Annotated in this window: 23 protein-coding genes; 7 read left to right on the top strand and 16 right to left on the bottom strand. The window is 35.2% G+C overall.

What is annotated here, in order from left to right; all coding sequences use genetic code 11:
* Nucleotides 1–16: 16 nt before the first annotated feature.
* Entirely contained in the window at nt 17–1,039 is a 1,023-nt protein-coding gene (locus JEM65_RS03330) for a glycosyltransferase family 9 protein (protein ID WP_233530502.1), read from the bottom strand.
* A gap of 77 nt (nt 1,040–1,116) precedes the next feature.
* The gene (locus JEM65_RS03325) at nt 1,117–1,725 is read right to left on the bottom strand and encodes a DUF4254 domain-containing protein (protein ID WP_199597140.1); all 609 of its coding nucleotides are present in this window, start codon (nt 1,723–1,725) and stop codon (nt 1,117–1,119) included.
* 73 nt (nt 1,726–1,798) lie between these two features.
* Here JEM65_RS03325 and upp point away from each other — a divergent pair, with 73 nt between their 5' ends.
* Nucleotides 1,799–2,458, top strand: coding sequence for a uracil phosphoribosyltransferase (upp, locus tag JEM65_RS03320; RefSeq protein WP_199597139.1), 660 nt, complete (start codon nt 1,799–1,801; stop codon nt 2,456–2,458).
* Here upp and JEM65_RS03315 read toward each other — a convergent pair.
* Nucleotides 2,447–3,370, bottom strand: coding sequence for a DUF6427 family protein (locus JEM65_RS03315; RefSeq protein ID WP_199597138.1), 924 nt, complete (start codon nt 3,368–3,370; stop codon nt 2,447–2,449). The two genes, upp and JEM65_RS03315, sit on opposite strands and share 12 nt — an antisense overlap.
* Before the next feature lie 126 nt (nt 3,371–3,496).
* On the opposite strand from JEM65_RS03315, the gene JEM65_RS03310 reads away from it, so the two are divergent.
* Nucleotides 3,497–3,724, top strand: coding sequence for a DUF6341 family protein (locus tag JEM65_RS03310; protein ID WP_199597137.1), 228 nt, complete (start codon nt 3,497–3,499; stop codon nt 3,722–3,724).
* Here the strand turns inward: JEM65_RS03310 and purD are convergent.
* Entirely contained in the window at nt 3,719–4,990 is a 1,272-nt protein-coding gene (purD, locus tag JEM65_RS03305) for a phosphoribosylamine--glycine ligase (RefSeq protein WP_199597136.1), read from the bottom strand. The genes JEM65_RS03310 and purD overlap by 6 nt on opposite strands.
* Before the next feature lie 261 nt (nt 4,991–5,251).
* Between purD and JEM65_RS03300 the strand changes: the two genes are divergently transcribed.
* Genes JEM65_RS03300 through JEM65_RS03290 form a run of 3 tightly spaced genes read left to right on the top strand, consistent with a single transcriptional unit; the run spans nt 5,252 to nt 8,825 of the window.
* Complete coding sequence (locus JEM65_RS03300; protein WP_199597135.1) at nt 5,252–6,568, top strand: phenylacetate--CoA ligase family protein; 1,317 nt, start codon at nt 5,252–5,254, stop codon at nt 6,566–6,568.
* Complete coding sequence (gene wecB, locus JEM65_RS03295) at nt 6,565–7,659, top strand: non-hydrolyzing UDP-N-acetylglucosamine 2-epimerase (protein WP_199597134.1); 1,095 nt, start codon at nt 6,565–6,567, stop codon at nt 7,657–7,659. The genes JEM65_RS03300 and wecB (JEM65_RS03295) overlap by 4 nt, the downstream gene beginning before the upstream one ends.
* Complete coding sequence (locus JEM65_RS03290) at nt 7,659–8,825, top strand: glycosyltransferase family 4 protein (RefSeq protein ID WP_199597133.1); 1,167 nt, start codon at nt 7,659–7,661, stop codon at nt 8,823–8,825. Before wecB (JEM65_RS03295) ends, JEM65_RS03290 begins: the two co-directional genes overlap by 1 nt.
* On the opposite strand, the gene JEM65_RS03285 is transcribed toward JEM65_RS03290, so the two are convergent.
* The gene (locus tag JEM65_RS03285; RefSeq protein ID WP_233530501.1) at nt 8,822–10,204 is read right to left on the bottom strand and encodes an undecaprenyl-phosphate glucose phosphotransferase; all 1,383 of its coding nucleotides are present in this window, start codon (nt 10,202–10,204) and stop codon (nt 8,822–8,824) included. The genes JEM65_RS03290 and JEM65_RS03285 overlap by 4 nt on opposite strands.
* Before the next feature lie 694 nt (nt 10,205–10,898).
* Here JEM65_RS03285 and JEM65_RS03280 point away from each other — a divergent pair.
* A complete protein-coding gene (locus JEM65_RS03280) occupies nt 10,899–12,011 on the top strand; it encodes a glycosyltransferase (protein WP_233530500.1) in 1,113 nt (370 codons plus the stop codon).
* On the opposite strand, the gene JEM65_RS03275 is transcribed toward JEM65_RS03280, so the two are convergent.
* From JEM65_RS03275 to JEM65_RS03235, 9 genes are all read right to left on the bottom strand, one after another.
* Nucleotides 11,950–13,248, bottom strand: a complete 1,299-nt coding sequence (locus JEM65_RS03275) for an O-antigen ligase family protein (protein WP_199597132.1) — start codon at nt 13,246–13,248, stop codon at nt 11,950–11,952. The genes JEM65_RS03280 and JEM65_RS03275 overlap by 62 nt on opposite strands.
* Nucleotides 13,223–14,281 carry a hypothetical protein gene (locus JEM65_RS03270; protein WP_199597131.1) on the bottom strand — a complete coding sequence of 353 codons (1,059 nt, stop codon included), beginning with the start codon at nt 14,279–14,281 and terminating at the stop codon, nt 13,223–13,225. Before JEM65_RS03270 ends, JEM65_RS03275 begins: the two co-directional genes overlap by 26 nt.
* Before the next feature lie 26 nt (nt 14,282–14,307).
* Nucleotides 14,308–15,045: a glycosyltransferase family 32 protein gene (locus tag JEM65_RS03265; protein WP_199597130.1), complete on the bottom strand. Its 738-nt coding sequence runs from the start codon at nt 15,043–15,045 to the stop codon at nt 14,308–14,310.
* A 143-nt stretch (nt 15,046–15,188) separates the two neighbouring features.
* Nucleotides 15,189–16,481, bottom strand: a complete 1,293-nt coding sequence (locus tag JEM65_RS03260) for a lipopolysaccharide biosynthesis protein (protein ID WP_199597129.1) — start codon at nt 16,479–16,481, stop codon at nt 15,189–15,191.
* 11 nt (nt 16,482–16,492) lie between these two features.
* Nucleotides 16,493–17,602, bottom strand: coding sequence for a non-hydrolyzing UDP-N-acetylglucosamine 2-epimerase (gene wecB / locus JEM65_RS03255; protein ID WP_307810540.1), 1,110 nt, complete (start codon nt 17,600–17,602; stop codon nt 16,493–16,495).
* 665 nt (nt 17,603–18,267) lie between these two features.
* Nucleotides 18,268–19,320: a hypothetical protein gene (locus JEM65_RS03250; protein ID WP_199597127.1), complete on the bottom strand. Its 1,053-nt coding sequence runs from the start codon at nt 19,318–19,320 to the stop codon at nt 18,268–18,270.
* A 12-nt stretch (nt 19,321–19,332) separates the two neighbouring features.
* Nucleotides 19,333–21,021, bottom strand: a complete 1,689-nt coding sequence (locus JEM65_RS03245) for a DUF6909 family protein (protein WP_199597126.1) — start codon at nt 21,019–21,021, stop codon at nt 19,333–19,335.
* Nucleotides 21,022–21,049: 28 nt separating this feature from the next.
* Nucleotides 21,050–22,552, bottom strand: a complete 1,503-nt coding sequence (locus tag JEM65_RS03240; protein WP_199597125.1) for a GH3 auxin-responsive promoter family protein — start codon at nt 22,550–22,552, stop codon at nt 21,050–21,052.
* The gene (locus JEM65_RS03235) at nt 22,552–23,418 is read right to left on the bottom strand and encodes a M23 family metallopeptidase (RefSeq protein WP_199597124.1); all 867 of its coding nucleotides are present in this window, start codon (nt 23,416–23,418) and stop codon (nt 22,552–22,554) included. Before JEM65_RS03235 ends, JEM65_RS03240 begins: the two co-directional genes overlap by 1 nt.
* Nucleotides 23,419–23,531: 113 nt before the next feature.
* On the opposite strand from JEM65_RS03235, the gene JEM65_RS03230 reads away from it, so the two are divergent.
* Nucleotides 23,532–23,726, top strand: coding sequence for a twin-arginine translocase TatA/TatE family subunit (locus JEM65_RS03230; protein ID WP_199597123.1), 195 nt, complete (start codon nt 23,532–23,534; stop codon nt 23,724–23,726).
* A gap of 155 nt (nt 23,727–23,881) precedes the next feature.
* Here JEM65_RS03230 and JEM65_RS03225 read toward each other — a convergent pair whose 3' ends face one another.
* Together JEM65_RS03225 and JEM65_RS03220 are read right to left on the bottom strand one after the other, a co-directional pair.
* Complete coding sequence (locus JEM65_RS03225; protein WP_199597122.1) at nt 23,882–24,853, bottom strand: DUF4837 family protein; 972 nt, start codon at nt 24,851–24,853, stop codon at nt 23,882–23,884.
* 25 nt (nt 24,854–24,878) lie between these two features.
* Nucleotides 24,879–26,456 (bottom strand): LysM peptidoglycan-binding domain-containing protein, encoded by a 1,578-nt coding sequence (locus tag JEM65_RS03220; RefSeq protein ID WP_199597121.1) that lies wholly within the window; start codon nt 26,454–26,456, stop codon nt 24,879–24,881.
* Nucleotides 26,457–26,483: the final 27 nt, after the last annotated feature.

The following is a 26,483-nucleotide window of genomic DNA, read 5'->3' as shown; positions in this document are numbered from 1 at the left end:
ACATTAGCCATGCTTATCAGTAGGGTTTTTTTATAATGGCATCCACCTTTTGGATAACCTCGTCTGGACTAATGGTGCTCATGCACGATTCATATCCCTCTGGGAATTTATTGCCGTAAATAGAGGTTGGAATTTTAGGAAATTTGCTACGATCAGCCAACAGCGCAAAACTTGGATCTTGGTTATAGGGGTAAAATCCGGCATAAGGATGGGTTACGCCCCAGAGTGTGACTACTTTTATCCCCAACATTGCCGCCATATGCGCATTGCCAGAGTCCATAGAAACCATCACATCCAAATTCGAAATGACATCCAATTCTTCGTCCAAACTTAATTTTCCTGCAATAGTATGCACCTGTTCAGTTTGTAGTGTGCTTAAATATTCGGCATCCTCTTTTCCTCCAAACAATAACACAGTGTACTCTTTTGAAAGTCCTTTAATTACTTTCTCCATAAGCGGCAAGGGATACTCCTTACTTTTATGAGCCGCAAATGGGGCAATGCCTATTCGTTTTTTTGGATCGCTTCCTATAAGGTCAAGTGTTTTGGTAGTAAGCTCAGAGCGCTCAGGAAACTTAGGGGGTGCATCTTTAATGGGAACGCCTAATTTCTCAAAAACATCTCTGTAACGCTGGTGTGTGGTTTTAAGCTGCTCAAAGAGCTCTCCTTTAACCAAGGTCTTTCTTTCTGCCCGGCCTTTATCTATTTGAATGGGTTTAAGATCTAAAAGAAATACTTTTAAGATCTTGCTTCGAAGTACATTGTGCAAGTCGGCTACAGCATCAATCCCCAACATTCGCAATTCCTTAGAAAGGTCTAAAAGTCCAAAAAAACCTTTGTGTTTTGCTTCTAAATCTATAGCAAAAACCGTCACATTTTTTAAATCCCGAAAAAAAGGTTTAAAAAAGCCTCTGGTCAATACTGTTAATTTAATATCTGGATATTGTTCTGTAAAGTCCCGCAATACAGGAACGGTCATGGCCACGTCTCCCATTGCTGAGAGTCGGATGACAAGGATGTGCTTTGGTAGTTTTGACATAATGTTACCCTTCCGTCTTCCAATTGGCATGGGAATCCAACTTTCCTTATTAAAAAGGAAGGCAATTTAATTAGGACTTATTTTTGACCTCTTAACACAGGGTTGAGCTCATCGTCATTGTACATTTTCATTTGCTTGTACACTTTCATATATTTATCACCTTGCTTAATGTCTACCAATAAATCATCAATGGCCTGACTCAAATCTTTACGTTGCTCAAGAAGAATAGTAAGTTTTGTTTGGCAGTTCAATTTATGGGATGAAGCTGCATCAGGACGCTCCACCTCTTCATTCATATGATAAATCTTCAAGGCTAAAATGGACAACCTATCAATGGCCCAAGCTGGACTTTCAGTATTGATAGTGGCATCTGATTTGGGTTGCACATCGCCATACAAATCCAAAAAATAACTATCAATGTACTCTACCATATCGGTTCTGTCCTGATTTGAAGCGTCAATTTGTCTTTTTAACTTTAGTGCTGCCACAGGATCAATATTTGGATCTCTAATGATGTCTTCATAATGCCATTGCACCGTGTCTATCCAACATTTTCTGTGTAAAAGATGTTCTATAAGTTGTTTGTCTTCATCATAAATATTTTCAAAGGGCTGGTCTACCGTATTTTTTAAGTGATAGGTGTCGATTACTTTTTGGAAAATTTCGTTAGCTTTTGCTGTAAACATAGTCTGATGATTTTAAAAGACAAATATACTTCTAATTAATTAACTTTACGATTCAAAATAGAGTTTAAGCCTTATGCACATTCACAACTTAACAGAACAAGATTCCATATTAAACACGTTTATTTCAGAAATGAGGGACGTTACCATTCAAAAAGACAGCATGCGTTTCCGACGGAATATTGAACGTATCGGAGAGATCTTAGGGTATGAAATCAGTAAAGTTTTAAATTATAAACCGTCACAAATTGAAACCCCTTTAGGCACCTGTGAGATGAATGTTATGGACAATGATATTGTGCTCTGTTCCATATTGAGAGCGGGTGTACCTTTACACAACGGTTTGCTGACCTATTTTGACAATGCCCAAAACGCTTTTATTTCAGCCTACAGGCAACACCACAAAAAACCGGACAGCTTTGAGATTATTGTAGAATATTTGGCATGTCCCAACCTCGAAAACAAAACCCTTATTTTGGCTGACCCAATGTTGGCTACAGGGCAATCTTTAGTGGCTACGTTTGAAGCGTTAAAACCTTTTGGAAAACCTAAAGAAGTCCATTTGGCCTGCGTAATTGGAGCTCAAGAAGGCATTGATTATATCAGCAAGCATTTTGAAAAAGACACGCATTTATGGATTGCAACGGTAGACCCAGATTTGAATGAGAAAGGGTATATCATGCCCGGTCTTGGAGACGCTGGCGATTTAGCCTTTGGAGAAAAACTACAGCATTAAATTGACTACGGAAACCAATATCAAGCCCATAATTAAACTTTCCTTAAACCACTTTTCCTTTATAATTTCGAGATAGTTAGACATGATAATGGACAGTGGTGCGAATAGAAATATAAATTCGCTTCCATTTTTATAAGGGGAGACCAAAATGATCAATAAGGCAATTAGAGAAGAAAAGATCACAAGGATAAAGGAAGGTCTATGACTTTTTAATTGGTGTTTTAAGTTTCTTAGGTAATAAAATGAGGCCCATGCACCGTACGACAATAATAGGGTAGCTGCAATAATGATACGTCTGGAATTGAGCGGTGTATAATCAAAACTCACATCAAAAAAACCTTCTAAATAGGGCTCAAACTCAAAATTCATTACAATCATATAGGATGCCGCGATAACCGCAACACAGAGCATCCCAATGATGGGGATGATCCAGTTTTTAACATCTATAATGGAATAAAGCAACAAGGCCAGTAAAATCAGGATATAAAACAAGGAGGCCCAAAAAAACAAGAGTGTGGCCAAGCTGATCCAAAACGCAGCATCAAAAAGTTTTTTCTTAATCTGTTTACGAGACCTCAAACTCATCAGCCTTCTTAAGGCCAGCAAAATAAACAAATTAGCTATTAACAGTTTTGAATTGAGCAAGGTTTCTGGCAATACGGCAACAAAAAGACCAAACATCAAAATTTTATAACTGTTCTTTTTGGTCAGATTATTTTTACTCACAAAGAAATCCAATACAAAAAGCGATGCTAAACACACCCCAAAAAGAAACGCTTGCTTAAAAAAGAGTTCGAGAGAAAAAGGCGCAGTTATGGCCGACAGTTTAGCGATGGTAAACACAACAAAAAGTAGGGCGCTGACCACAAGCAAATGAATGGGTTTTGCTTTACTGAAAAAACTTGAAATCATTTAGGCTAGGTTCTAGGTTCATTGCTGGATCTTAAAGTTCCGTGAAAATAAAATTCGTCACAATTTTATTAAACTTTTCAAATAAAAAAAGTGTAATTTTGTAGGGTAAATATAATATTTATTATCATGAAAGAATTTTTTAATGGTATTGGAGAGTTGTTTGTAAACGTTCTTTTTTTGCCTTTTGACGCTTTAAAAGAATTAGAGCTAAGCAGTTGGTGGTTAGCCAATATTATCTCTTGGGTATTTATCGTTATAGGGATGGTGGCATTTGTATATTGGATGCTACAATTGAAAAGTTACAATGACAACGACGAAGAGGATAAGAGCATCTCATCCCATTCGTATTTATAAATCGAAACCAATATCCTTACGGTAATACATCTTATCAAAATGTAGTTTTTCTATATTTTGATAAGATTTTTTTATGGCTTCTTGGTAGGTGTTTCCAAACGCAGTAATAGCCATTACACGGCCGCCAGACGTCACCACTTTACCATCTTTCAAAATGGCACCAGCATGAAAAGGAATCACATCCGTTAGGTTTAGCAAGCCTGTAATTTCCTTCCCTTTTTCATAAGCTTCAGGATAACCGCCTGACACCAACATTACTGTTGTGGCAGCTCTTTCATCAATTTCTATCTTAATTTTATCCAATTTCTGATTGGCAATGGCCTGAAAAATTTCAACAAGGTCATTTTTGAGTCGCGGCAATACCACTTCTGTTTCAGGATCACCCATACGCACGTTATATTCAATGACCTTTGGATCATCTCCTACTTTAATAATTCCGATAAAAATAAACCCTTTATAATCCAGCCCATCTCTTTGAAGTCCAGCAACTGTAGGCTTGACAACGCGTTCTTCAATTTTATTCAAAAAGGATTCAGTAGCAAACGGCACAGGAGAAACAGCACCCATCCCGCCCGTATTCAGTCCGCTATCTCCTTCACCAATGCGCTTATAATCTTTGGCGGTTGGTAAAATTTGATAATGTTTCCCATCTGTAAGGACAAAACAACTCAGTTCAATACCGTCCAAAAACTCTTCCACCACCACTTTGCTACTTGCTTCGCCAAATTTGGCGTCAACCAGCATGCTCTTAAGCTCCGCTTTAGCCTCTGCGAGATCATTTAAGATCAGTACACCTTTACCCGCTGCCAATCCATCTGCTTTCAATACATAGGGCGGATTTAACGTCTCCAGAAAATCATATCCCGCTTCTAATGAACTGGCATCAAAACTTTGGTAAGCTGCGGTGGGGATATTATGGCGGAATAAAAATTCTTTGGCAAACTCCTTACTGCCTTCCAATTGTGCAGCAGCTTTTTGTGGTCCAATAACCGCCACATGTTTTAATTCAGGATCCTTCAGAAAGTAATCATGAATACCCAGTACCAATGGATCTTCTGGACCCACCACTACCATATCGATCTGTTTTTCCAAAACCAGGTTTTTGATCGCTTCAAAATCAGTGACATTGAGATCAATATTTTCAGCTATTTCTGCCGTTCCGGAGTTTCCTGGAGCGACGAATAGTTTTTGACATAATGGACTTTGGACAAGTTTCCAGGCAAACGTATGTTCCCTTCCACCGGAACCGAGAATTAAAATGGTCATGTTTGTGTTGTTTGATGCAAAAATATAGTTTATGCCATGAAAACTATAATATTTCAAGTATAAAATACGGACAGTGTGCTAAAATAATTAAGATTATTGGGCTATTAGAATCAAGAACCAAGACTTTAATCTAGAGGAATTGAGAATGTCAGATCGCAAAAATCAACCCTCAAATTGTAAACTCCCAAGATGTTGTAGATGGATTGTAAGGGAGAGTTTAATAAATTTCTTTACTTTACATTCCAATAAACCGCCTAGCACTTGAATGTATTTGATCTTTCATTAAAATTGAATGGGTTTCCACTTAAGGAAGCAAGGTCTGTTTTGAACGCTATTCAACAGCTTGAAAAAACGGCGTTTCATGACTATGTTGAACAGCAAAAGAAAGCCATTGTCAATTATCATTTGGCACACAATGTTTATTATAAAACTCTTTTTAAAAGACTACCCTATACCACGTGGGATGCTGTGCCCATCATGACGAAACAAGATTTACAGCAGCCCTTGGCCAACCGATTATCTGACGGTTTTACCAAAAAAAACACCTATGTCAATAACACCTCAGGCTCTTCTGGAGATCCTTTTGTTTTTGCCAAGGACAAGTTTTGCCACGCTCTTACTTGGAGCATTATTCAAGACCGGTTTGGTTGGCACAAGCTCGATTTTAACCGTTCGCTTCAGGCGCGCTTTTACGGCATTCCTTTAGATAAAAAAGGCTATTATAAAGAACGATTTAAGGATGCGTTGACTAAACGGTTCCGGTTTTCCGTATTCGATTTGAGCGATGATGCATTGGAGACCTATTTGGAAAAGTTTAAATCTACTGACTTTGATTATATTAACGGCTATACCAGCGCCATTGTTCAGTTTGCGAAATATTTAAAGCAAAAAAAAGTGGTTTTAAAAACGGAATGCCCTACACTCAAAGCCTGCGTGGTAACTTCAGAGATGCTATTTGAAAATGACAAACTGCTGATGGAACAGTTTTTTGGGGTTCCAATTATTAATGAATATGGTGCTTCTGAATTGGATTTGATTGCCTTCCAAAATCAAAATGATGAATGGATTGTTAACAGCGAGACTCTTTTTGTTGAAATTCTGGATGATCAGGATCAGGTTCTGCCTTACGGCGAAGAAGGCCGCGTAGTCATTACCTCACTATACAATAAGGCACATCCATTTATTCGCTATGATATTGGCGATGTAGGGATATTATCTAAAACCAGTACCCTCCAGAAACCTCAGCTTCAAAAGTTAATTGGCCGCACAAATGATATTGCCCTATTGCCGAGTGGAAAAAAAGCAGCAGGACTTACATTTTACTATATTACCAAAAGTATTATAGAAGATGATGGTAATGTAAAGGAGTTTATAATTGAGCAATTAGACCTGCAAACCTTCAAAATTATATATATCAGCACTGAGAAGTTATCAGTTAAACAAACAGAAACCATCACCCAGGAAATGGAACACTATCTTGAAAAAGGACTGCAGATCATTTTTGAACGTCAACCTTTTTTAAAGCGTTCCGACTCGGGGAAATTAAAACAGTTCACCTCTTTATTACCTCACATATGATTATTACCATTATAGCAGGTGCACGACCCAATTTCATGAAGATAGCCCCCATTATTGAGGCTATCAAACAGCAACAATCACAAGGAGTGGACCTTAATTATCAATTGATCCATACCGGCCAACATTATGATAAAAATCTCAGTGATACCTTTTTTGAAGAATTGAACATTCCATTTCCCGACATTAATTTAAATGTCCAAAGTGGGACACAAGCAGAGCAAACTGCGGCTATTATGATTGGATTTGAAAAGGTTTTGGTTGCCAACCCTACAGATTTGGTTATGGTAGTAGGCGATGTGACCTCAACGATGGCCTGTACCATTGTCGCAAAAAAGGCGGGTATAAAAGTAGCGCATGTAGAAGCCGGGATTCGCTCAGGAGACCTCTCTATGCCTGAAGAGATTAATCGGATTGTAACGGATAGCTTAACAGATTATTTCTTTACCACCACAACCCTGGCTTCAACAACATTAGAAAATCTTGGCATTTCAAAAAGCCAAATTTATTTTGTGGGGAACGTGATGATTGATACACTCTTTAAAAATGAGAGCCGACTCCAACAACCGGCGCTTTGGGAATTGCTGCACTTAGAAACTCAAAAATACATGGTCATGACGTTGCATCGACCGAGCAATGTTGATGAAGAAGAACAGCTCAAGGCATTAATTACACAACTTTCTGAATTAGGTAAAGACTACCCTATCATCTTTCCGGTACACCCCAGAACCAAAAAACTTTTAGAAGGACTCAGTTTAAATTTCGAAAATCTGCATTATGTGGCACCTTTAGGGTATTTGGAATTCAATTATCTGGTTAAAAACGCCTTAGCAGTGCTGACAGATTCGGGAGGAATTACAGAAGAAACTACCGTGATGCATGTGCCTTGCATGACGTTAAGAGCCAACACTGAACGTCCGGAAACCTGCACTCTGGGCACAAATATTTTAGTTGGCAATGATCCTGATAAAATTGCGAATGCTTTTGAGACACTACTTTCTGGAGGTTGGCAAAGAGGTACTATCCCCGAATTATGGGATGGGCATGCTGCTGAACGTATCATCAATCACATAGTAGAAATTTTCAGGCTGTAATGAAAGAAATTCTCATCATTACAAGTTATTTTCCACCAGAAACTGGTGCCGCCTCCAATAGGATTTTCCATTTGGCAGAAGGTTTGCACAAGCGCAATTTTAAAGTTTCTGTCATCACTCCGCTTCCCAATTATCCCACAGGTAAAATTTTTAAATCGTATCGCGGAACATTTAGTAACACCGCGGTTGAAGGCGAACTTACCATCCACCGTTTATGGATTTACGCTTCCAACTCAAAAAATAAAGTCATCCGTTTATTTGCAATGCTTTCCTATAGTTTAAGTCTCATTTGGTTTTTTTTGTTCAACGACATTCCTAAAACGGTTATCGTACAGTCGCCACCACTGTTAGTGGCCTTTACCTGTTGTACCTTTTTAAGATCTAAAAAACGTAAGATCATTCTCAATGTCAGCGATTTGTGGCCCATTGCAGGTTTGGAATTAGGGGCACTGAAAAGAAATTTTGCCTATACTATTTTAGAACGTATTGAACACTCAAATTATAAAAAAGCTAATTTAATTTTGGGACAAAGCAATGAAATCTTGACGCATATCCACTCATTAGTTCCAAATAAACCCACCTTTTTATACAGAAATTACCCAGATTTCAATCTGCCAAAGCATATGGCAAACACCAAAAAACCTAACACCAAGATTAGAATGGTTTATGCTGGCTTATTGGGAATTGCACAAGGTATTTTAAGGCTTTGTCAAGAATTGGATTATCACAGGATAGAGTTTCATATTTATGGTGCGGGTGCAGAACAGGATCAGATTACAAATTATATTTCCACACATCCTGAGTTGCCCATTGTATATCATGGAGAGCTCCCAAGGGAAGTGTTACACCAAGAACTGCTACAATACGATTTGGGCATCATTCCGCTACGCCATCGTATTTATGGTTCAGTACCCTCAAAAATATTTGAATACGCAAAATTGGGGCTTCCAATGCTCTATTTTGGCGGTGGTGAAGGCGAAACCATTATTAGTGAGCATCAATTGGGTTGGGTAGCGCGTGCTGGAGATTATAATGCCTTGAATACAATACTATCTAATTTAAGACCTTCAAGTTTTAGCACAGCCCTTAAAGAAGAGATCATCACAACGGCAACGGCACATTTTAACTTTAACAAACAATTAGACGCATTAGTGCCTGAGCTTTAATAGGCTTTGTCTTCTCCATTTATAGCATTCATAAAAGTTCTTATGATAATTTTCAGGTCCAACAACAACGACCAGTTTTCAATATAGAAAATGTCGTATTTAACACGACCAATAATGTCTTTATCCGTTTCAATTTCGCCTCTAAATCCGCTTATTTGGGCCAATCCGGTGATACCAGGTTTTACGAAGTGCCTGACCATAAATTTATCAATGCGCTTTGCAAATTCACTGGTATGGCTCACCATGTGCGGGCGCGGACCAACAACAGACATATCTCCAAACAGCACATTGAAAAACTGCGGCAATTCGTCAATACTCGTTTTTCTCAAAAATTTCCCCACCTTGGTTACACGGAGATCACCCTTAATGGCCTGATTAGAATTTGCATTAGAATTTGGCATCATAGATCTGAATTTATAACAGCCAAATTCCTTATAATTAAATCCGTTTCTCGATTGCTTAAAAAACACAGGGCCTTTAGATTCCAATTTAATTAAAATAGCTAGGATTGGAGTGAGCCAAGAGAGAATAAAAACAATAATACAGGATGCAAACAAAATATCAAATAAGCGTTTAGAAAATTTATTAAAGGGTTCTTTTAAGGGAATGGCCCTTATTGACAAAATTGGAGTATAATCATAATACTCGTATTTTAATTTTTTAGAAAAAACATCTTTATTGTCAGGAATAAACTTGAGCTCTCTTAAATTATTATCTGCAAAATCTACCAATTGATTAATTTGATTGTTGGACAATTCGGCAACTGAAAAATAGATCTCATCAATATTATTGTCAATAATATACCCAAAGCATTTCTCTAACGAAAAATCGGCATCGGCCACATCAAATTGTGCCTTTAAGCGATATCCAAAATCTAATTTGGTTTTAAACGTATTGACTAACTGTCGGGTTTTATAGTTCTTACCTATGACAATCACCTGCCTGGTGTTACCACTTAAAATAGATCGGTATTTTTTTAATAAGTAAAACGTAAAGATTTTAAAAATTATAATTAATAAAGAAACTGTCAAGAAATATTGTCCTAAGGCCAGCCGGCTGACAATAGGTTGTTTAAAGAACCCAATAAAAGCATAGAGCACAAATGCAAAAAGAATGATTTGTCTAAATACCAAAGGCAAAATTTGAATGATCTTGGTATGTCTCTGAATTTCATAAAAATTATTTTTAAAGGAAAATAGGATCCAAAGTGTGGAAATATAAATACCAAAGAGATACGTATTTGTAATGTTTGTTGCAAAAAAAGCAACCGTGACATTTAGCAAAACCAAATCGACAAGCACAAATAATGGCTTTATTAAACCTGAATATCTTCCTTTTTTGTAGTCCAATTTAGTTGTTACTGAGGTAGTTAATGTCATGGTGCTTTTTACTGTACAGTTTCTATTTGGTTTATACTATAGCAAAGTAATAGTAGTTTACTGCTTTAACTCCTCCAATTTTCTACAAACAGAATAGAGTCTCTTTACTATTTAAATTAACGGAGGTCTTTGCTAATAAATACCCATTAACAGTTATTATAAATTCTTTTTATCCAGTATCTGTTGGAGATACAATTTCATTTATTAAACATAAAAAATATAACAATTGTAGATATACTAACATCAATTGCTAATATTAAAATAATAACCAACAAATATTTCCAGTAATCGTCATTATTATAATTAAATAAAAGCTTTTAAGCAGACTTCAAATATACTAAAATCTAATCTTTTTGATTGCCCACCGCGCACAATACTACAATCATTTAAAATTCTCGATAGATAGAATTAAATCCAAACATTTTTGATATTTTTAAATAGAATAAAACAGTCAACTAACCACTTGTTAGAATAATTATAGTCAGAATGTACCTGTTTATAATAGTTTCAAAAAGATAATAGTTCGATGGTGAAGTGCAGAAGTTTAGCCAATCATAAGAGAATAAAATAGCCTATTCTAAATAGGTTGTAACACTTAAGAAGAAAGTAATCATAAATTATGCAGAATGAAATAATTGTGTTTTCAAATATAATTAATGACCTTCGCTAACTGTAGAAGCATAAGTACTGAATAATGAAAAAAATAATAGTAGTTCACGTTGTAGAAGCATTGGGGGGAGGCGTTTACTCTTATTTTAAGGCATTGTCTTTCTTTTTTGGCAATCTAAATTCCGAAATAGAAACTTATATTATTTACAGTGGCAATAGAAGTGAAATCAATCCATTAAAGGTTAAAGAAGAGTTTTCCCCAGATGTCAATTTAATAGAGGTTCCAATGATCAGAGAATTCTCTTTGACTAAAGATGCCAAATCCACTGTACAACTAATAAAAACCTTAAAAAAAATAAATGCTGACATTATCCATCTCCATTCATCTAAGGCAGGAGTATTGGGTAGGATATCTAATTTTTTCTTGAAGAAAAAGAGCCTTGTGTATTATACCCCACATGGCTACTCATTTATAAGAACTGACATTTCTAAACTTAAAAAAACAGCCTACAAACTTATTGAATCAAAGATGAATTATTTTTTTGAAGCCACAACCATTTCCTGCGGAGATACTGAACATGAAATTGCATGTGGTATCGGAAAATCAAGCCTTATAAGAAATGGTGTCAATATAAAACACATCTCAAAACACTTTAAAATGCCTCAGAATGAAAAATTGACAATTGGTATTGTTGGTAGAATAACTGAAGCTAGAAATCCTCAAATTTTTAATAATATTGCGCTAAGGTATCCTAAATATAATTTTATTTGGATTGGAGATGGGCATTTGAGAAAAGAAATTACAGCGCCTAATATTTCAGTTACAGGCTGGTTATTTAATGAAACAGACGTTTTAAGGCATCTTACGTCCATTGATATATACATACAAACGTCCTCTTGGGAAGGCCTACCTATTGCAATACTTGAAGCAATGGCATTAAGAAAACCAGTTGTAGCTACCAATATTATTGGCAATAAAGACATTGTGTTACACAATGAAACAGGATTTTTATTTGAAACAATTGATGCATCACTTGACACTTACTTTACTATTTTGGAGGATGCAGATAAACGTTTAGAGATGGGTGAAAAAGGTTTTAAACGTTGTGAGAATTTATTTGACATTAATAAGAATTTTAATGATCTCTATTCAATTTATCAAAAGGATCTTTACATAAATAATAACAAGCAAAAATAGAAGCCCAAAAGCCGCTAAAAACAATTCCGTGAAAGAGTATTAAAAAATCATCGGTTAAATTGGATATAGAAAAGATTAAAAAGAACGTTGTAATGATAGCATTCCTTGTGATATAGCCCATATAGCCTATCGTAAATAAATACAACATAATTACTGCGATTCCCATTACTCCAAACCTCAGCGCAAAATCCAAATACTGATTATGAACTGGAAATTTATATTTATATAAGAACATTTGGTTAGTATCCTTATAATACGCATTCAATTTTTTCTTCCCATCAGATGAGCCTACTCCAATCAGGATATTTTTTTTAGATATATCCCAAGCCGAATTCCAAATTGATAATCGGGTAACAAAAGAGTTATAAACCTCTACTTCAGGGTTTTCAAATGAATCTAAATTGTTTATTTTATCTAAGTGTGCAAACGTAACATCAAAATATTTAGTTTTCATATAAGGATTGTTGTTCACATATATGTAGAGTGTACTTAATAGAATCGCAGTTCCAGCTAAAAAGATCACAATGACATTTCGTAATTTATATTTTCTTACAACCTCATAAAAAAATATTACAGACATTCCTAAAAACACATTAAGTAGTGCTATTCTAGTATTTACAAACAGGACGAAGAAGAAACTTAAACATCCCAATAGTAAGGATATGACGATTTTTTTTTGATTTTTATTTTTCAATGCATCCAACGCAAACCAAAAACACCCTACAGTTAAAAATGCCAAGTGCATGTTTAAAATTGGAGCATGCATGCCAAAACTGTTGGCAAATTGGTAACCTACTTCCCATAATTCTAAACCTCTTAAGTAAACATCAAAAAATTTAGGCGAGATAAGCATAAAACGAATAAACAAAAATAAAACTAACGCTACAGTTATTAAAATATAAGCAAAAAGTGTTTTTTTGAAATCTATTCTATCCCTATTTCCAATTATAAAAAGCGGTAACAATAAAAGTGATACTGTTTTCTCGGCAGATTTTAGGCCATCTGATAACACATCATTATTCCAAAAAAACAATAGTTCTAATAAAAAAGGAGAAGAAATACACAAAGTCAATACTAATGACCTTTTTGAAAATTGTAACCTTTTGTAAAATATTAAGTTAAAAACAACGAAGATTATAATTAGCCAAGTACATAATACTCTAAAGAATATCGTGGAAATTATTAGGGTAATCAAAATATTAATAATCTGGCTAAACCTTTTTTCTGAAAGAATCATAGTATAAAACAAAATAAATTAATGGTAAAATCCCAATCTTATGCCTAACCGCGGACCCTAAATCGGGCTCAAAAACACCCTGAACAATGAAATAAGAGAATAACACAAAAAATGCCCATAGCTCACGATTTTGATAAGTGCCATCCTTTAAGCATCTACCATATCGTAAAAAAAGGATCGCAAATAAAAATAATTGCCATATCACAAATAAAATGATTTGTGGGGACATAAAATGCCTCAACCCATTGACGGGTATATTTACAGAGAAAAACCCGTAAACTATCCCAAAAGACTCCCCATACCATGTACTAGAGTCTAATGGTGAAACAATTGCTGAATTTGCAGACTGTTCACCGCCAATTCTTGTTTCATTTAAATCTTCCCTTGTTTTTTGAGATATAAATTTCCCTTTAACCAAACCGTAACTCAGGGACATTATTATTGCCACTAGAATTCCATAAAATAAGGTTGTGATTTTTTTATTCTTAAAATTAACCTTACTTACAAGAAAAAGCACCACGCTTAGTATTGCTATTAAAATATAGTAAGGCCTAAAAAAGTATCCAAAGAAAAGTAATAGGGTTAGAACAATAACAATGGTTGATAGATATCCTCTTTCTTGCTTTTTAAACAATCTGACAATTATAAAGATAAATATGAAATTGATAAATTCTTTGCTTGGCATGGAAAGAAAAATGGCAACCATAACAATAGCAAAGTATACAAGTAAGTTTTTAATGGTTAACCTATAAAAACGCTCAGGAATACCAACCTTAAACAACATATATAGAGCAATGACATATTGTATGATACCAATAAGAATAAAATGCAAATGTTTTAAGCCTGTGAAGTTATAAAACCAGATAGTAAATGGATAACTTCCCACCAAACCAATTTCATTAAATTCGTCAAAAACTAATGTTCTCGTATCATTATAAAAATGATCCGGCAAGATGTAAAAACTAATTACAGAAACGAAAATACCAAATACTAGTAATGCGTAAAAAACTAAATTTGATTTTGATATTTTCATTATTGAATGGCGCTTAGTATTTTTTTCTACTTTTTATTTTTCATTCGTTTCATAAAAAATATCAAACCTCTGACATTATTAAATCCAAAAAAATTGATGAGTATTTTTTTAGAGCTCTTGAAGAATTTTCTTTTTGGTGGATACCAAGAACCTGCAAAATGGTGTATGCAATGACTATTTTCGGTTATGATAATTTGTTCACTAATATAGTCCTTTGGACAAAAATATTCACTCGGGTAAAAAGCTATATAATCTTCTATTTCTTGAAATGTATTATCGAGCCTTATACCTTTAGGTTGCATAAGTTTAGTGATAATTTCAACATTGGTTGACATATCTAAAGCGTTATCACTTAAAATAAAAGATTTATTATCATAGTATGCAAGCATATCGGTTGCCCACTCACCATTTTTTTTACTACCCATTAAGGCAGTAGGGATATAACCATTACTTTCATAACCGGAGAACGCATTGTGATGTAGAAATGCATCTAAAGGTTTAAGAACTTCCAGATCAGTATCCATGTACAAACCTCCTATTTCTTTCAACGCATACAATCTACATACATCAGAAACGAAAGCATATTTTTTCATATGGTAAGCTTCTTTTGCATATTGATAAAGATTAACATCAAAATTATCTTCGTTCCATTCTATGATTTCATAATCGGGAAGAAATTTTTTCCATGATTCTATGCACATTAATGCTAATGCTGGTAATGGTTTTCTTCCAAACCAACAATAATGAATTTTTTTAGGTATCATGAGGTACGTCGTTATTATGAAATTTTAAGATTTTGAAGCATATATCGGACTTGTAAACTATATAAAATTACAATAATGATTGATTTGCAATTTAGAAAATGTCTAATAAAAACACCTTATTAGAAATCATTACATCTGCAATTTCAATGTAGAAATAAATTTATTTTATCTTTTTTATAAACGTATAAAGTCACAATTATATTCCAAAACATAACAGTCAAAGCAAATGTATATGCAGCGCCCATAACATTAAATTTAGGAATTAAAATCATGTTCAATGCACCATTAAGTAACAGGGCTACTAATAAAATTAGCTGATATATGTTACCTCTTCCAGTCATGTTCAAATATACTGGTACCATTCCAAATGCAGAAGCAAAAAGCTGTGCAAATAACAGCACATAAATGGCTTCTTTGATATAGAGATATGCTTCTCCAAAAGTCATTAAAATTTCGTTGAGAAAAACTACAATAAAAGCTGAAATACCTAAATTGATCAAAAAAATCTTTTTTGCCGTTTTCCTTGTTAACACCTGTATCTGTTGTTTAGTGCCAGACGCAAAAAATTCAGCAATTTGTTGAGAAGCGTTGATGTTAAAACTTATCATAACTACAGATAATATAGTAATTAGTTTTATTCCGATTGCATAAAATGCGACATAATCACTCCCGTAATATTTTTTAAGCAAAAAGACATCTATGCTAAGTAATAGAAACATTACTAAATTGCTTACCCCCATTGGTAAGGATATTTTGATAATTTCTTTAGTTGAAAATGACTGCGTGCGTGAGTTTTGAATTGCCCTAAAACAATACCATACGGTTAATTGAGAGGCGATAAATAAAATTATAAATCCATAAATATAATATTGATATAGCGTTAAAAATTCTATATAAATTATATGAATAAATATGCCTACTCCTAATGGAAGGTACTTGAAAACATTTCTAAAAAGTTCAGATAAAATTGGCTTGTCAATGGCCCTGAGAATTTCGATATTAAATAAGGAGATGACATAAAATGATAGCACTAAAAGGCTGTTAAAAATTATTTCATAAAACCCTTCTTCAAAAAAAGAATCAACTTGCGCTTTAGAAAAAAATACAAAAAATATTCCAAAACAAAGTATTGAACTCGCACTTATAATTTTAATTATTGTAAAGTAAATATTCTTAATTTCTTCGAAACTATGTAATGCTTTTAATTTTCCCGAAAAAAAGAGAATAGAAACATCCGTTCCTAATAAACATAAGCTTCCAAAAACCAATAAAAAAACACGAATAAATTCATATTCTCCCACTACTGTTGGTGGAAAATTATTAGTCATCAAAATTGAAATTCCAAATAGGAATAGAACTCCAGCTCCTCTTAATGCAATAGTTCCAAACGTTTGTACATTCGCCTTAGCTTTTACTAAGCCTATTAGTCTTTTCATAAATTGTTACACTAAAGATCCAACATGAAATTTACAATTTTCTCACATGCATTTCCATTTCCATATGGATTGTGCAACTTACTCATATCATCATAAGCCTCTGCGTTGTCCAGTAAAATTTTGGTTTCTGAGTATATTTTATCAGGATCTGTTCCCACAAGAACAACTGTACCGGCATCTACCGCTTCCGGACGTTCTGTCGTATCACGCATTACCAATACAGGTTTCCCTAAACTTGGCGCTTCCTCCTGCACCCCACCACTATCTGTAATTATCAAATATGAATTATCCATTAGCCATACAAAAGCGGGGTAGGAAAGCGGATTTATGAGATGTATGTTTTGTATGTTCTCAAGCTGTTCATAAACTGGTTTCTGAACATTCGGGTTAAGATGGACAGGATAAATAATTTGAGTATCTTGATTATGAAATGCAATTTGCTTGAGTGCTTTGCAAATATTAATAAAACCTTGCCCGTGGTTCTCCCTCCTGTGTCCTGTAACTAAAATTAATCTTTTCTTAGAATCGATTATTGATTTGAGCATTTCAATTTCCTCATCAAAAAAATCTTCTGCATTTACTTTTTTAATACTGAACTGAAGCGCATCAATAACAGTATTGCCAGTAACTAAAATATTTTTCGTTGAAATATTTTCATCAATCAAATTCTGCTGTGAAATGCCTGTTGGAGAAAAATGATAGTCAGCAATACGACCAGTAATGCTTCTGTTGATTTCTTCAGGGAAAGGAGAGCGTTTATTGAAGGTTCTTAAACCCGCTTCAACATGACACACTTTTGCGCCGGAGTAGAATGCCGCAATACTTGCCGCCATTGTAGTTGAGGTATCACCATGAACAAAAACAAAATCAGGTTTAAAGTCTTCCAAAACCGGTTTTAACTTGGTAATTATATCAGCCGTCAGTGAATATAGATTTTGGTTAGGCGTCATTACATCTAAATCAAAATCTGGTACAATTTCAAAAAACCCCAATACTTGATCAAGCATTTCTCTGTGTTGTGCTGTAATACAAACCTTGGTTTCGAATGATGAATTTTCCTTAAGAAATGCTTTAATTAATGGTGCCATCTTAATGGCTTCAGGACGAGTACCAAAAATAATTAGATTTTTTTTTTAAACATTTTTACAAATTTTGTAATTGAATGACCATACACGGTAAGCTAGGACAAAAATAGAATATATTGAAGATTTAACGAGGAATAATACTTATTTATTTCTACAATTTTCGACGATTAAGCGTAATAACAACATGCTTATATTATGAATAGAAATTAAGATAAATTAGACATTTTCAAATCATACTAAATGATACTATATAGTCACAGTGACATTTTCAATTTGGCGTCATGAAATAACACTCCATAGGGAATTTTTTATTTCAAAAACTACAGTGATAAGAGGACCTTCGGATTTTAATTTATACCTAATTTTATATTGCCGTTTTAAGCATAATTACCCCCTCTGATGTTAGTCTTTAATTATGCCCAAGGGCTTTATATCCTCCTGTCCAAAAGGGTCTCAGTAGTCAATTAAATGGCCACACTAAAATCTATAGGGATTTAAATTATTTTTTTACAAGTCCTATCTTTAATAGTGCCCTTTATGAACATTGATTTATAAGTGGTTTAAGTCTTTTCAAATTCTCTAAGCTTCGGGCGTGCTTAGAACCGCTAAAATTATAAATATCACAAACTGCTAATTATTGAGTAATAATCTTATTACATGCGTCTCAATAAATTTTGTGCCACTTGCAATCACTCCTTTTCCTATAATTCCCTTTTATAATTCTTCAAATATGTATTCAAAGACACCAATAACAACGTCAAAACCGTTAGGATTAAAAGTATGGCAGGCACCAAGAATTTATAGCTTTTTAAAAGACCCTTTTCACGAACACCTTTTCTAGGAAAATCAGAAATCACGTTTAAAATGCTGGACTTATTACCACGTTCTTCGTTGAGTTCTACCAGTCCTAATTTCAATTCTTCCATTTTATTGATCAATGAAAGTTCTTTATTATTCTGTGTACCCTGTTCTCCAAGACTAATATTTGTGCCTTGTACCGCACGTTCGGCCTCTCTAAGCATCACTCTTTTGTATAATAGCTGCAAAGAATCTATCTCTGTAATTTGCTTTTTATAAAGACTATCCTGTAATTTAATATTACTGTCACTAATGTCCTTTTGTAAATTGAAATAGCTATTATTTGATATGGAGGAGATAATGGCAGGCTGAATTTTTTTTGCCACAGTATTGTCACTTGCTATAACTGAAATAGTATGAAAACGCGCATCAAGTGAATTGAAGTTTTCAAGATAGGCCTTCATATCTATCGCTTTTTGGGTTGTAGAATCCAAACTGCGTACAAATTGATCAAATAATATGATTTTCTGATTTTCATCAGAATAGGATTCCACACTAAATTCCCTAATAGACAAGGCCTCTTCATCAGTGATATCTAAGGCTTCAGAAAGAGATAAAAAATCGTTGGCTTTTGCTAGTTCATTGTAAAAAGCAATGTTATTGTAGAGTTGTTGAACACTATTAAAGTTTGGTTCTATGACCATAGTGGAAATATACTCAGGCTCCTTCTTTATATCTATGATTGCACCTATAATTACCCCTGCAACAACAACAATAATAAATTTCAAAAAATGCTTTTGGATAAAAAACAGAAACAAGAGGATCACCCCAAATATGCCTGTAAAAATACGGCCTATAAATCGGAAGAAACGGTCAAAAACATTCCCAATTAATTTAAATAATTGTCCTAAATCGACTTCCTCAGAGGGTTGTGATGGTGGCAAATCTTTATTCATATCTTACTAGTGTTAACTAAATATTTGCTGTAATATTTTTCTCGTTATGAGATAGGTCGGTTTTACCCCTGATGTTCCCAATCCGCCTGAGGCTAATGTACTTCCGGTTTCTAAAGGGTTATCACTGGCGTAATACGCATATCTTACTTTAACGTTTGGATTGATACTACCCCTTACCTTTGAAGCCGCCTGTATGGCTTTCTGATAGTGTGCGCCTTCCATTTCCAACCCGATAACATTCCAGGTGGAGTTAAAGAAGAATTTTAAGATCTCTTTATTTTGAAGCGATGTTCCTAAAACCGTAATCATAGATCCTTCATAAACAGCAATGCCATGACCATCAAAATCAGACTTTGAAAGTTCATTCTCTAAGGGATAATTATCTGCCGTGCCTTCAAAGATATGTGCTGACGGAATCATGATATCTCCTTTTCCACCTTCTAAAATTCCGGCTTTACCCATTATAGAAATTGAATCCACATTGAGCAGGATTTGCTGGTCATTACTCTTAAGCGGTTTTAACAATTCATCAATGGTCTCATAAGCTTGTTCTCCAAATGCGTAATCCATCACAAAGATTACCGGTTTTTCTGAATCATCCAGAATTTTATAGCCTTCAAGATCTGTTTTTAGAAAATCAATCTTAGCGGTATCAAAAATCTGCACGTCAATGTTTGTTCCTGACGTGTCTGGAATATAGATCATCCCGCGCTGTAAAGCTTCTTTAGTCACTTTATTTCGCAATTCCTGATTTTCTTTCTGGCTTAAAGCTTCATAAACTTCAAACATATTCTTCTTAGCAGCCAGTGTTTTGAGTGCTTGCGGTGCAAACAGAGAATTCATCACACTGTGCATGTTCGCGCTGATAATATGGATAGGGCGTTCTATAAGGCCGTTTTTTAAAAGCGCATCCTTAATTGTGTTAGCCCAAATTTCGCCATGAATATGATGCCCAAGTCGTTCTCTTAGCACCGGACTAAAGGTTACCGTACGTCTGTTGTTATTGACCACTTCTTCAATAGCAAGTTTACCAAGCCAGTACACTAAATGCAATAGGCGTTCAGGTTGATTAGGTAACGCAAAGGCACTATACATTTGAGTCAATTCGTTAAAAGTTCTGCCTAAAATATTAGCGGTATGCGTAATGGCAACCTCTCTATCTTCTTGAGATAACTCTTCATTGGAAAGCACTGCCTTCTCTAATTTTATCCAATCTCGGGTGGTGGTGCCTTGCTCATCCACCAGCACACGTTTACTGATTTTATGGGATTCAACAAACATGAAGGTCAGGTGGGTTAAAATATCATAAATTTCTGAACGACCACGAGTAATCTCAATGTTCATTTGCTCGTCATCAATACGGAAACAATTACGTCTTCTTTTTGGAGGAATAATCGCTTTAAAATGAGAATTGGTATATCCTTCATCACTGGTAAGGTTAATAAATGTACACTCTTCAATGCCATAGGGTAAGCGATCAACAACATAGAGCAAGCCTTCCAATTCTGCTTTTTCCTCGCCAATTGAACCATAAATTTCTGGTCTTAATAGCAATAAAGATTCACGAAGGGTTTCACCAGAAATGCCCATAGGTTTGTAAAACCCGCGATTAAACAAATGGCGCATGGTAATATACATTCTTTCAATAGCATTTGAGCTCTCTTGAGCCCGCGTTCTGGCATGATGCTTTTTATTACTCATATTTAGTGTTTAGCCTACAAATATAGGATTATTTAGTTAAATTTTTCGCGATCAAAATGTCCGCTATCTTCCGATCGTTGGAAAGTCTTGGAATCTTATTTTGGCCTCCCAATTTTCCTATGGATTTCATATAATCTTGAAAACCGTTCTTTTTTACCACCTTAATTTTTAATGGTTGAAGTACTTTACCTCCAATCAAATCAACATAATAGCTGTTTTGGGCTTGCAAGGCTGCCTCAATTTTATCTGCCAAGTGGCCTAGATTTTCAGGTTCGTTTTCAAATTCTATAAACCATTCATGGTAAGGCAATCCGTTTGGAGGATTAATTTCTGGTGCCACTGTAAACTCTGAGACCTGAACCGTTGTACCTTCTACCGCCGCCTTTAAAGCCTGCTCCACTTCTTTGCCAATCACATGTTCACCAAACGCAGAAATAAAGTGCTTGATGCGTCCCGAAACGATTACACGATAAGGTGACAATGAGGTAAACTCCACGGTATCTCCAATATTATACGCCCAAAGACCCGCCGTGGAAGAAATAATCATTACATAATTGGTATGCAACTCCACATCTTTAATAGTAATCCGTTGGGGCTGATCCTCAAAAAAATCTTCGGCTTTAATAAACTCGTAAAAAATACCTGAATTCAATTGCAGGAGCATGCCTTTTTCATTCTGCTGATCTTGATAGGCAAAAAAGCCTTCACTGGCGGGATAAAGTTCAATACTATCAACCTTTCGCCCAATAAGACTTTCAAATTTTGCCCGATAAGGCTCGTAGTTGACCCCTCCAAAAATAAAAAGGTTGAAATTCTTAAACACATCCCCAACTTTTTTACCGGTTTTTTGATTGATCTTTTCGAAATACATCTGTACCCACGAAGGAATTCCAGAAATTACTGTCATATTTTCTGCTAAGGTTTCGTCAACAATGGCTTCTACTTTGGTTTCCCAATCTTCAATGCAATTGGTTTCCCAAGAGGGCATTCTATTTTTCTGTAGATATTTAGGAACAAAATGTGCCACAATACCAGATAAACGGCCCAATTGAATCCCGTTCTGCTCATTTAAAATTGGACTTCCTTGAAGAAAAATCATCTTTCCGTCTACAAAATCGGCATTGCCGGTTTCTGCAATGTACATCAGAATGGCATTTCTAGCCGCTTCAATATGCGTTGGCATACTCTCTTTAGTAATGGGAATGTATTTAGCTCCAGAGGTTGTGCCAGAGGTTTTGGCAAAATAGATAGGCTTATCTTTCCATAAAATATCGAGTTCTCCAGCAACAACGCGTTCTATATAAGGCTTCAAATCTTCATAATCGCGTACGGGAACCCGAGACACAAAGTCTGCATGAGACAGTATATTTGAAAAATCATGATCCTTACCAAACTGCGTATCTTTTGCCTCATGGATCAGGTTTTTAAACACGGCATTTTGGGTGTCTACTGGATTATTGGCCCATTTTAACACGGATCTTTTAATAAAGAAGGCAAAGGGTTTGGCTAGTGCAGATTTTACTGAAAACATTATTTAAAATCTATAAAATTAGTTGGATTGATGGGATAGCCTTTACTCCATAATTCAAAATGCAAATGTGGTCCTGTGGTATATTCGCCACTATTTCCGGCCATTGCAATGACTTCTCCTGCCTTAACGATATCGCCTTGCTCTTGGGTTATAGAGGCATTGTGTTTATACACGGAGATCAATTCATAACTGTGCTCAATAATGACCACATAGCCTGTTTCAGTAGTCCATTCTGCGAAAATCACTGTGCCATCGGCAGTGGCTTTTACAGGCGTATTTTTAGCGACGATAATATCTACCGCATAATGTTTTTCCTTTACATTATAACCTTCTGAAATAGTCCCGTTTACTGGAGGAAACAACACAAAATTGGAAGCAGAGATAGCCGATTCAAAAAGATTGTACTTATCTTCTTTGTCTACTTTGTCTCGCAACAACGAATCTTGCTTGGTTGGTTTTACAGATATTTGTGCAATTTCTTCATTGGCAGCGTTTAAAATAGAGTCCTTGTTAAAATCTACAGTTTTAACATCACCAGTTAACACACGTTTTATAGAATTGAAATATTTATCGTTTACATCAATAATCTGTTGTAAAGAGTCTGTCTTAAAACTAAGCTCTGTAGCTTGCTTTTTTAATTTTGCTGAAGAATATCCCGGTATAAACTCCCTAAGCGGTGTAAATGCAATTAAAAAGGTGGTTGCTGCCACTAATAAAATAGTAGACAAGGAGACAATAACAAACACGTTTAACCGGGTCAGTTTAATAGCGAACCGTTCTTCAAATGTATCTTCATTAAGCACGACCAAACGGTACTTATGAAGTAATTTCCTTGCGAATTTCTTCTCTTTTTTTCTAGTTGTCATGCGCAACAAAATTAAATAAAATTAAAGCAATCTTTTAGGTCTTTCATCTAAAGTTTGTTTTTAACGTTTAATTTGAAGTTTAATTATTAAATTTGTAGTTCAAATTAAATGTTATGATAACAGCAAGTATTTTTTTAGCAATTGGAGCATGGCAAATAGTAGTTGTAGTTGTATTGGTATTATTGCTATTTGGTGGAAAGAAAATTCCAGAACTGATGAGAGGTTTGGGAAGCGGGATCAAAGAATTTAAAGATGCCAGCAAAGAAGATGGAGATGAACCAAACACATCTACAGATAAAAATCGCTAATTGCCCTTTTAGCTTATAAAAACAACAAAAAGCCTTTTCAATACTATATGAAACGGCTTTTTTTAGATCCCTTCGCAGACTCCCCGTATGGGAGTGCCCTTAAAATACTCCATTCTTAAAAGGATTTAGGAAGAATGGAGACACTTTCTTTTTGTTTATAGAATTCTGATGGATTTTATGATGGCCTCGAGCTCAAAGATATTATTTCGTTTTTCAACCGATGGCGCAAAAACGTAACCTTCTATCACCACATAACGATCATTCGCAACATCTTCAATAGCATAATTGATAAATGGTCCAGACATGAAAGCGTTCTTAACGTCCCAAATACCTTTGGTTTCATAGGTCAATTTGCCATCAAGCTTCGTCTCATTCATATAGGGCGTGTAAGATTCTTCAGTAATCATATAAGAGCCCTCTACAGGCCCTGGAATATGGACTTTTCCGATGGAATCTCTCATTCTCACAATATCCACAATAGTACTATCTCCATTCTTTATAGTGTTCAATGGCACCTCATATACCAAAATATCCATGGTACCTGTAGGAAGATCTTTTCGAATCCAAAAGAAATCGTTATCTTGTTTGGCTATTCTATAGGCGGTTTGGAAATTCAATTTGACACCCAACGTTTCTTGTAGTGGTTTGTCGTCTACCAATGAAATTTTAATGCGGCGTTGATTCTCTTTTAGCTCTTCCTTTTTAAAGGCGGCAATAATTTCATCGCCATTATTTATGAGTTGCTCACTGATTTCCTGGTCGGTTTTACCAGAAATAACCACTACAGTTTGAGGTCTTGCATAGACATCATGTTTAATGACCATACCTGCGGGCCCTCCCTTTTCAATTTTAAGAATGGTTCTACTCTTTGTGGCAAATCCATCAAATACAGTTGGAGGCATTTGACTTAGTGAAAATAGGGGCTCAGATTGAGTCAATTCTGGCACTGATGCAGCCACAACATCTCTGATGGTTTCACCTACGCTATCTTCCCACAATAAATTGTCGACCACTATTAACAGGCTATTAATGTTTCCATTAGATCCTGAAATAATTCGTTGGCCTTTACCATTGTTGCAGGAAGTGAACAGGAGTAAAGAAAAGGCAAGAGCGTAAATAATTTTCATGGTGTCGTTTTTAAGATGAAAACACTTAACGTGAAATTTTAAGTGTTGAACCTACTTTTAAATTAGCACCACTAATATCGTTCCAATCTTTGATATTTTGAATGGAAACGCCAGGAAATTTTTTAGAAATGCTCCATAATGAATCTCCAGACCTCACTTTATAGGTTTTTGAACCATTGGAAGCAGTGTTCTTAATACTAGAATTGTTAGCAACCGTACTTATAGATTTTGAGGGCTGAGCATTATAAACCGAAAGGCGTTGCCCGATTTTAAGATTGTTGCTTCGCAATCCATTCCAAGCTTTTAAATCTGAGACTCTCACCCCATATTGTCGCGCAATTTTACCTAAATTATCTCCTGACCGCACTTTATAGGTGGATTTAGACTTAGAATCTAAAATTTGAACGATTGGTTTTTCACGTTTGTTCAATTCATTAGTAACATATTCGTAAATACTTGTTTCATTATTCACAAATTTACCAACGGCATGTTTTGGTAATCTTAATGTGTAGTTTTCGCCTTCAACAAAAGGAATGACGTCCAATTTATAAGAAGGATTTAAAAACTGAAGCTCTTCCATTGGTAATTCCAACAATTCGGACACTTGATCTAAACTGATCATCTGTTTCACGTGGATCGTATCAGTTTCCATATACCTAAAGTTTGGTTTATGTTTTTTGAAACCGTGCTCTTCAGCATATTCAAAAATGTACATGGTGGCTAAAAAGGCGGGGAGGTACCCTGCTGTTTCACGTGGCAAATGAGGTCTGATATTCCAATAATTTTCATAACCTCCAGAACGACGGATGGCTTTACTGACGTTACCCGGACCAGAATTGTAGGCGGCAAGAGCCAAATCCCAATCGCCAAAAATCTCGTAAAGTTTCGCCAAATATTTGCTGGCTGCTTCTGTGGATTTAATTGGATCACTTCGCTCATCTACATAACTGCTTACATCTAATCCATACATTTTACCGGTGCCGTACATAAACTGCCATAATCCGGTGGCGCCAACACGTGATTTTGCCCTAGGTTTTAAAGCCGATTCTACAATGGCCAAATATTTTATCTCCAAAGGAATATTATAGTTGTCCAATTCCTTTTCAAATAAAGGGAAGTAATACTCACTTAAGGACATTAAACGTTCCATAGAGTGACGTCTATGCTTCAAATACGATTTGATAACACTTTCTAACGACTCATTATATTCAATATTAAAAGGGGTCCTAGCGCTTAATTTTTTAAGTCGGACTTTTAATGTATCAGTAGGCAACTCAGGATAATCAACAGCGTCATATTTTAAATCCGTAACAGATTCATAAATACTGTCAAACAATTCGTTTCCATAAAGCTCATCAAGCCATTTTTGGTCAATTTCAGAAGCTATCAGCAAATCTTCAATCTTGGTAGATTGTAAAGAATCAGCAACGGGTTCTATCTCCTTCACGGCCAAGTTTTTTCCATCACTAATGGAATCCATTTGAACTGAAACAGTTTTATTTGGTGCTAGGTCAGTGTCCTTTTTTAGCTTTTGAACTTGAGAAAAGCTAAGGCCACATACACATAAGGCGCCAAAAGTTAGAGATACTATTTTTTGGTTCATTGGTATGGTATTTTATAAATCAACGAT

It is taken from the genome of Gelidibacter salicanalis, assembly GCF_016469035.1.
GTDB lineage: Bacteria > Bacteroidota > Bacteroidia > Flavobacteriales > Flavobacteriaceae > Gelidibacter > Gelidibacter salicanalis_A.
This window is presented reverse-complemented; position numbering and strand designations above follow the sequence as displayed.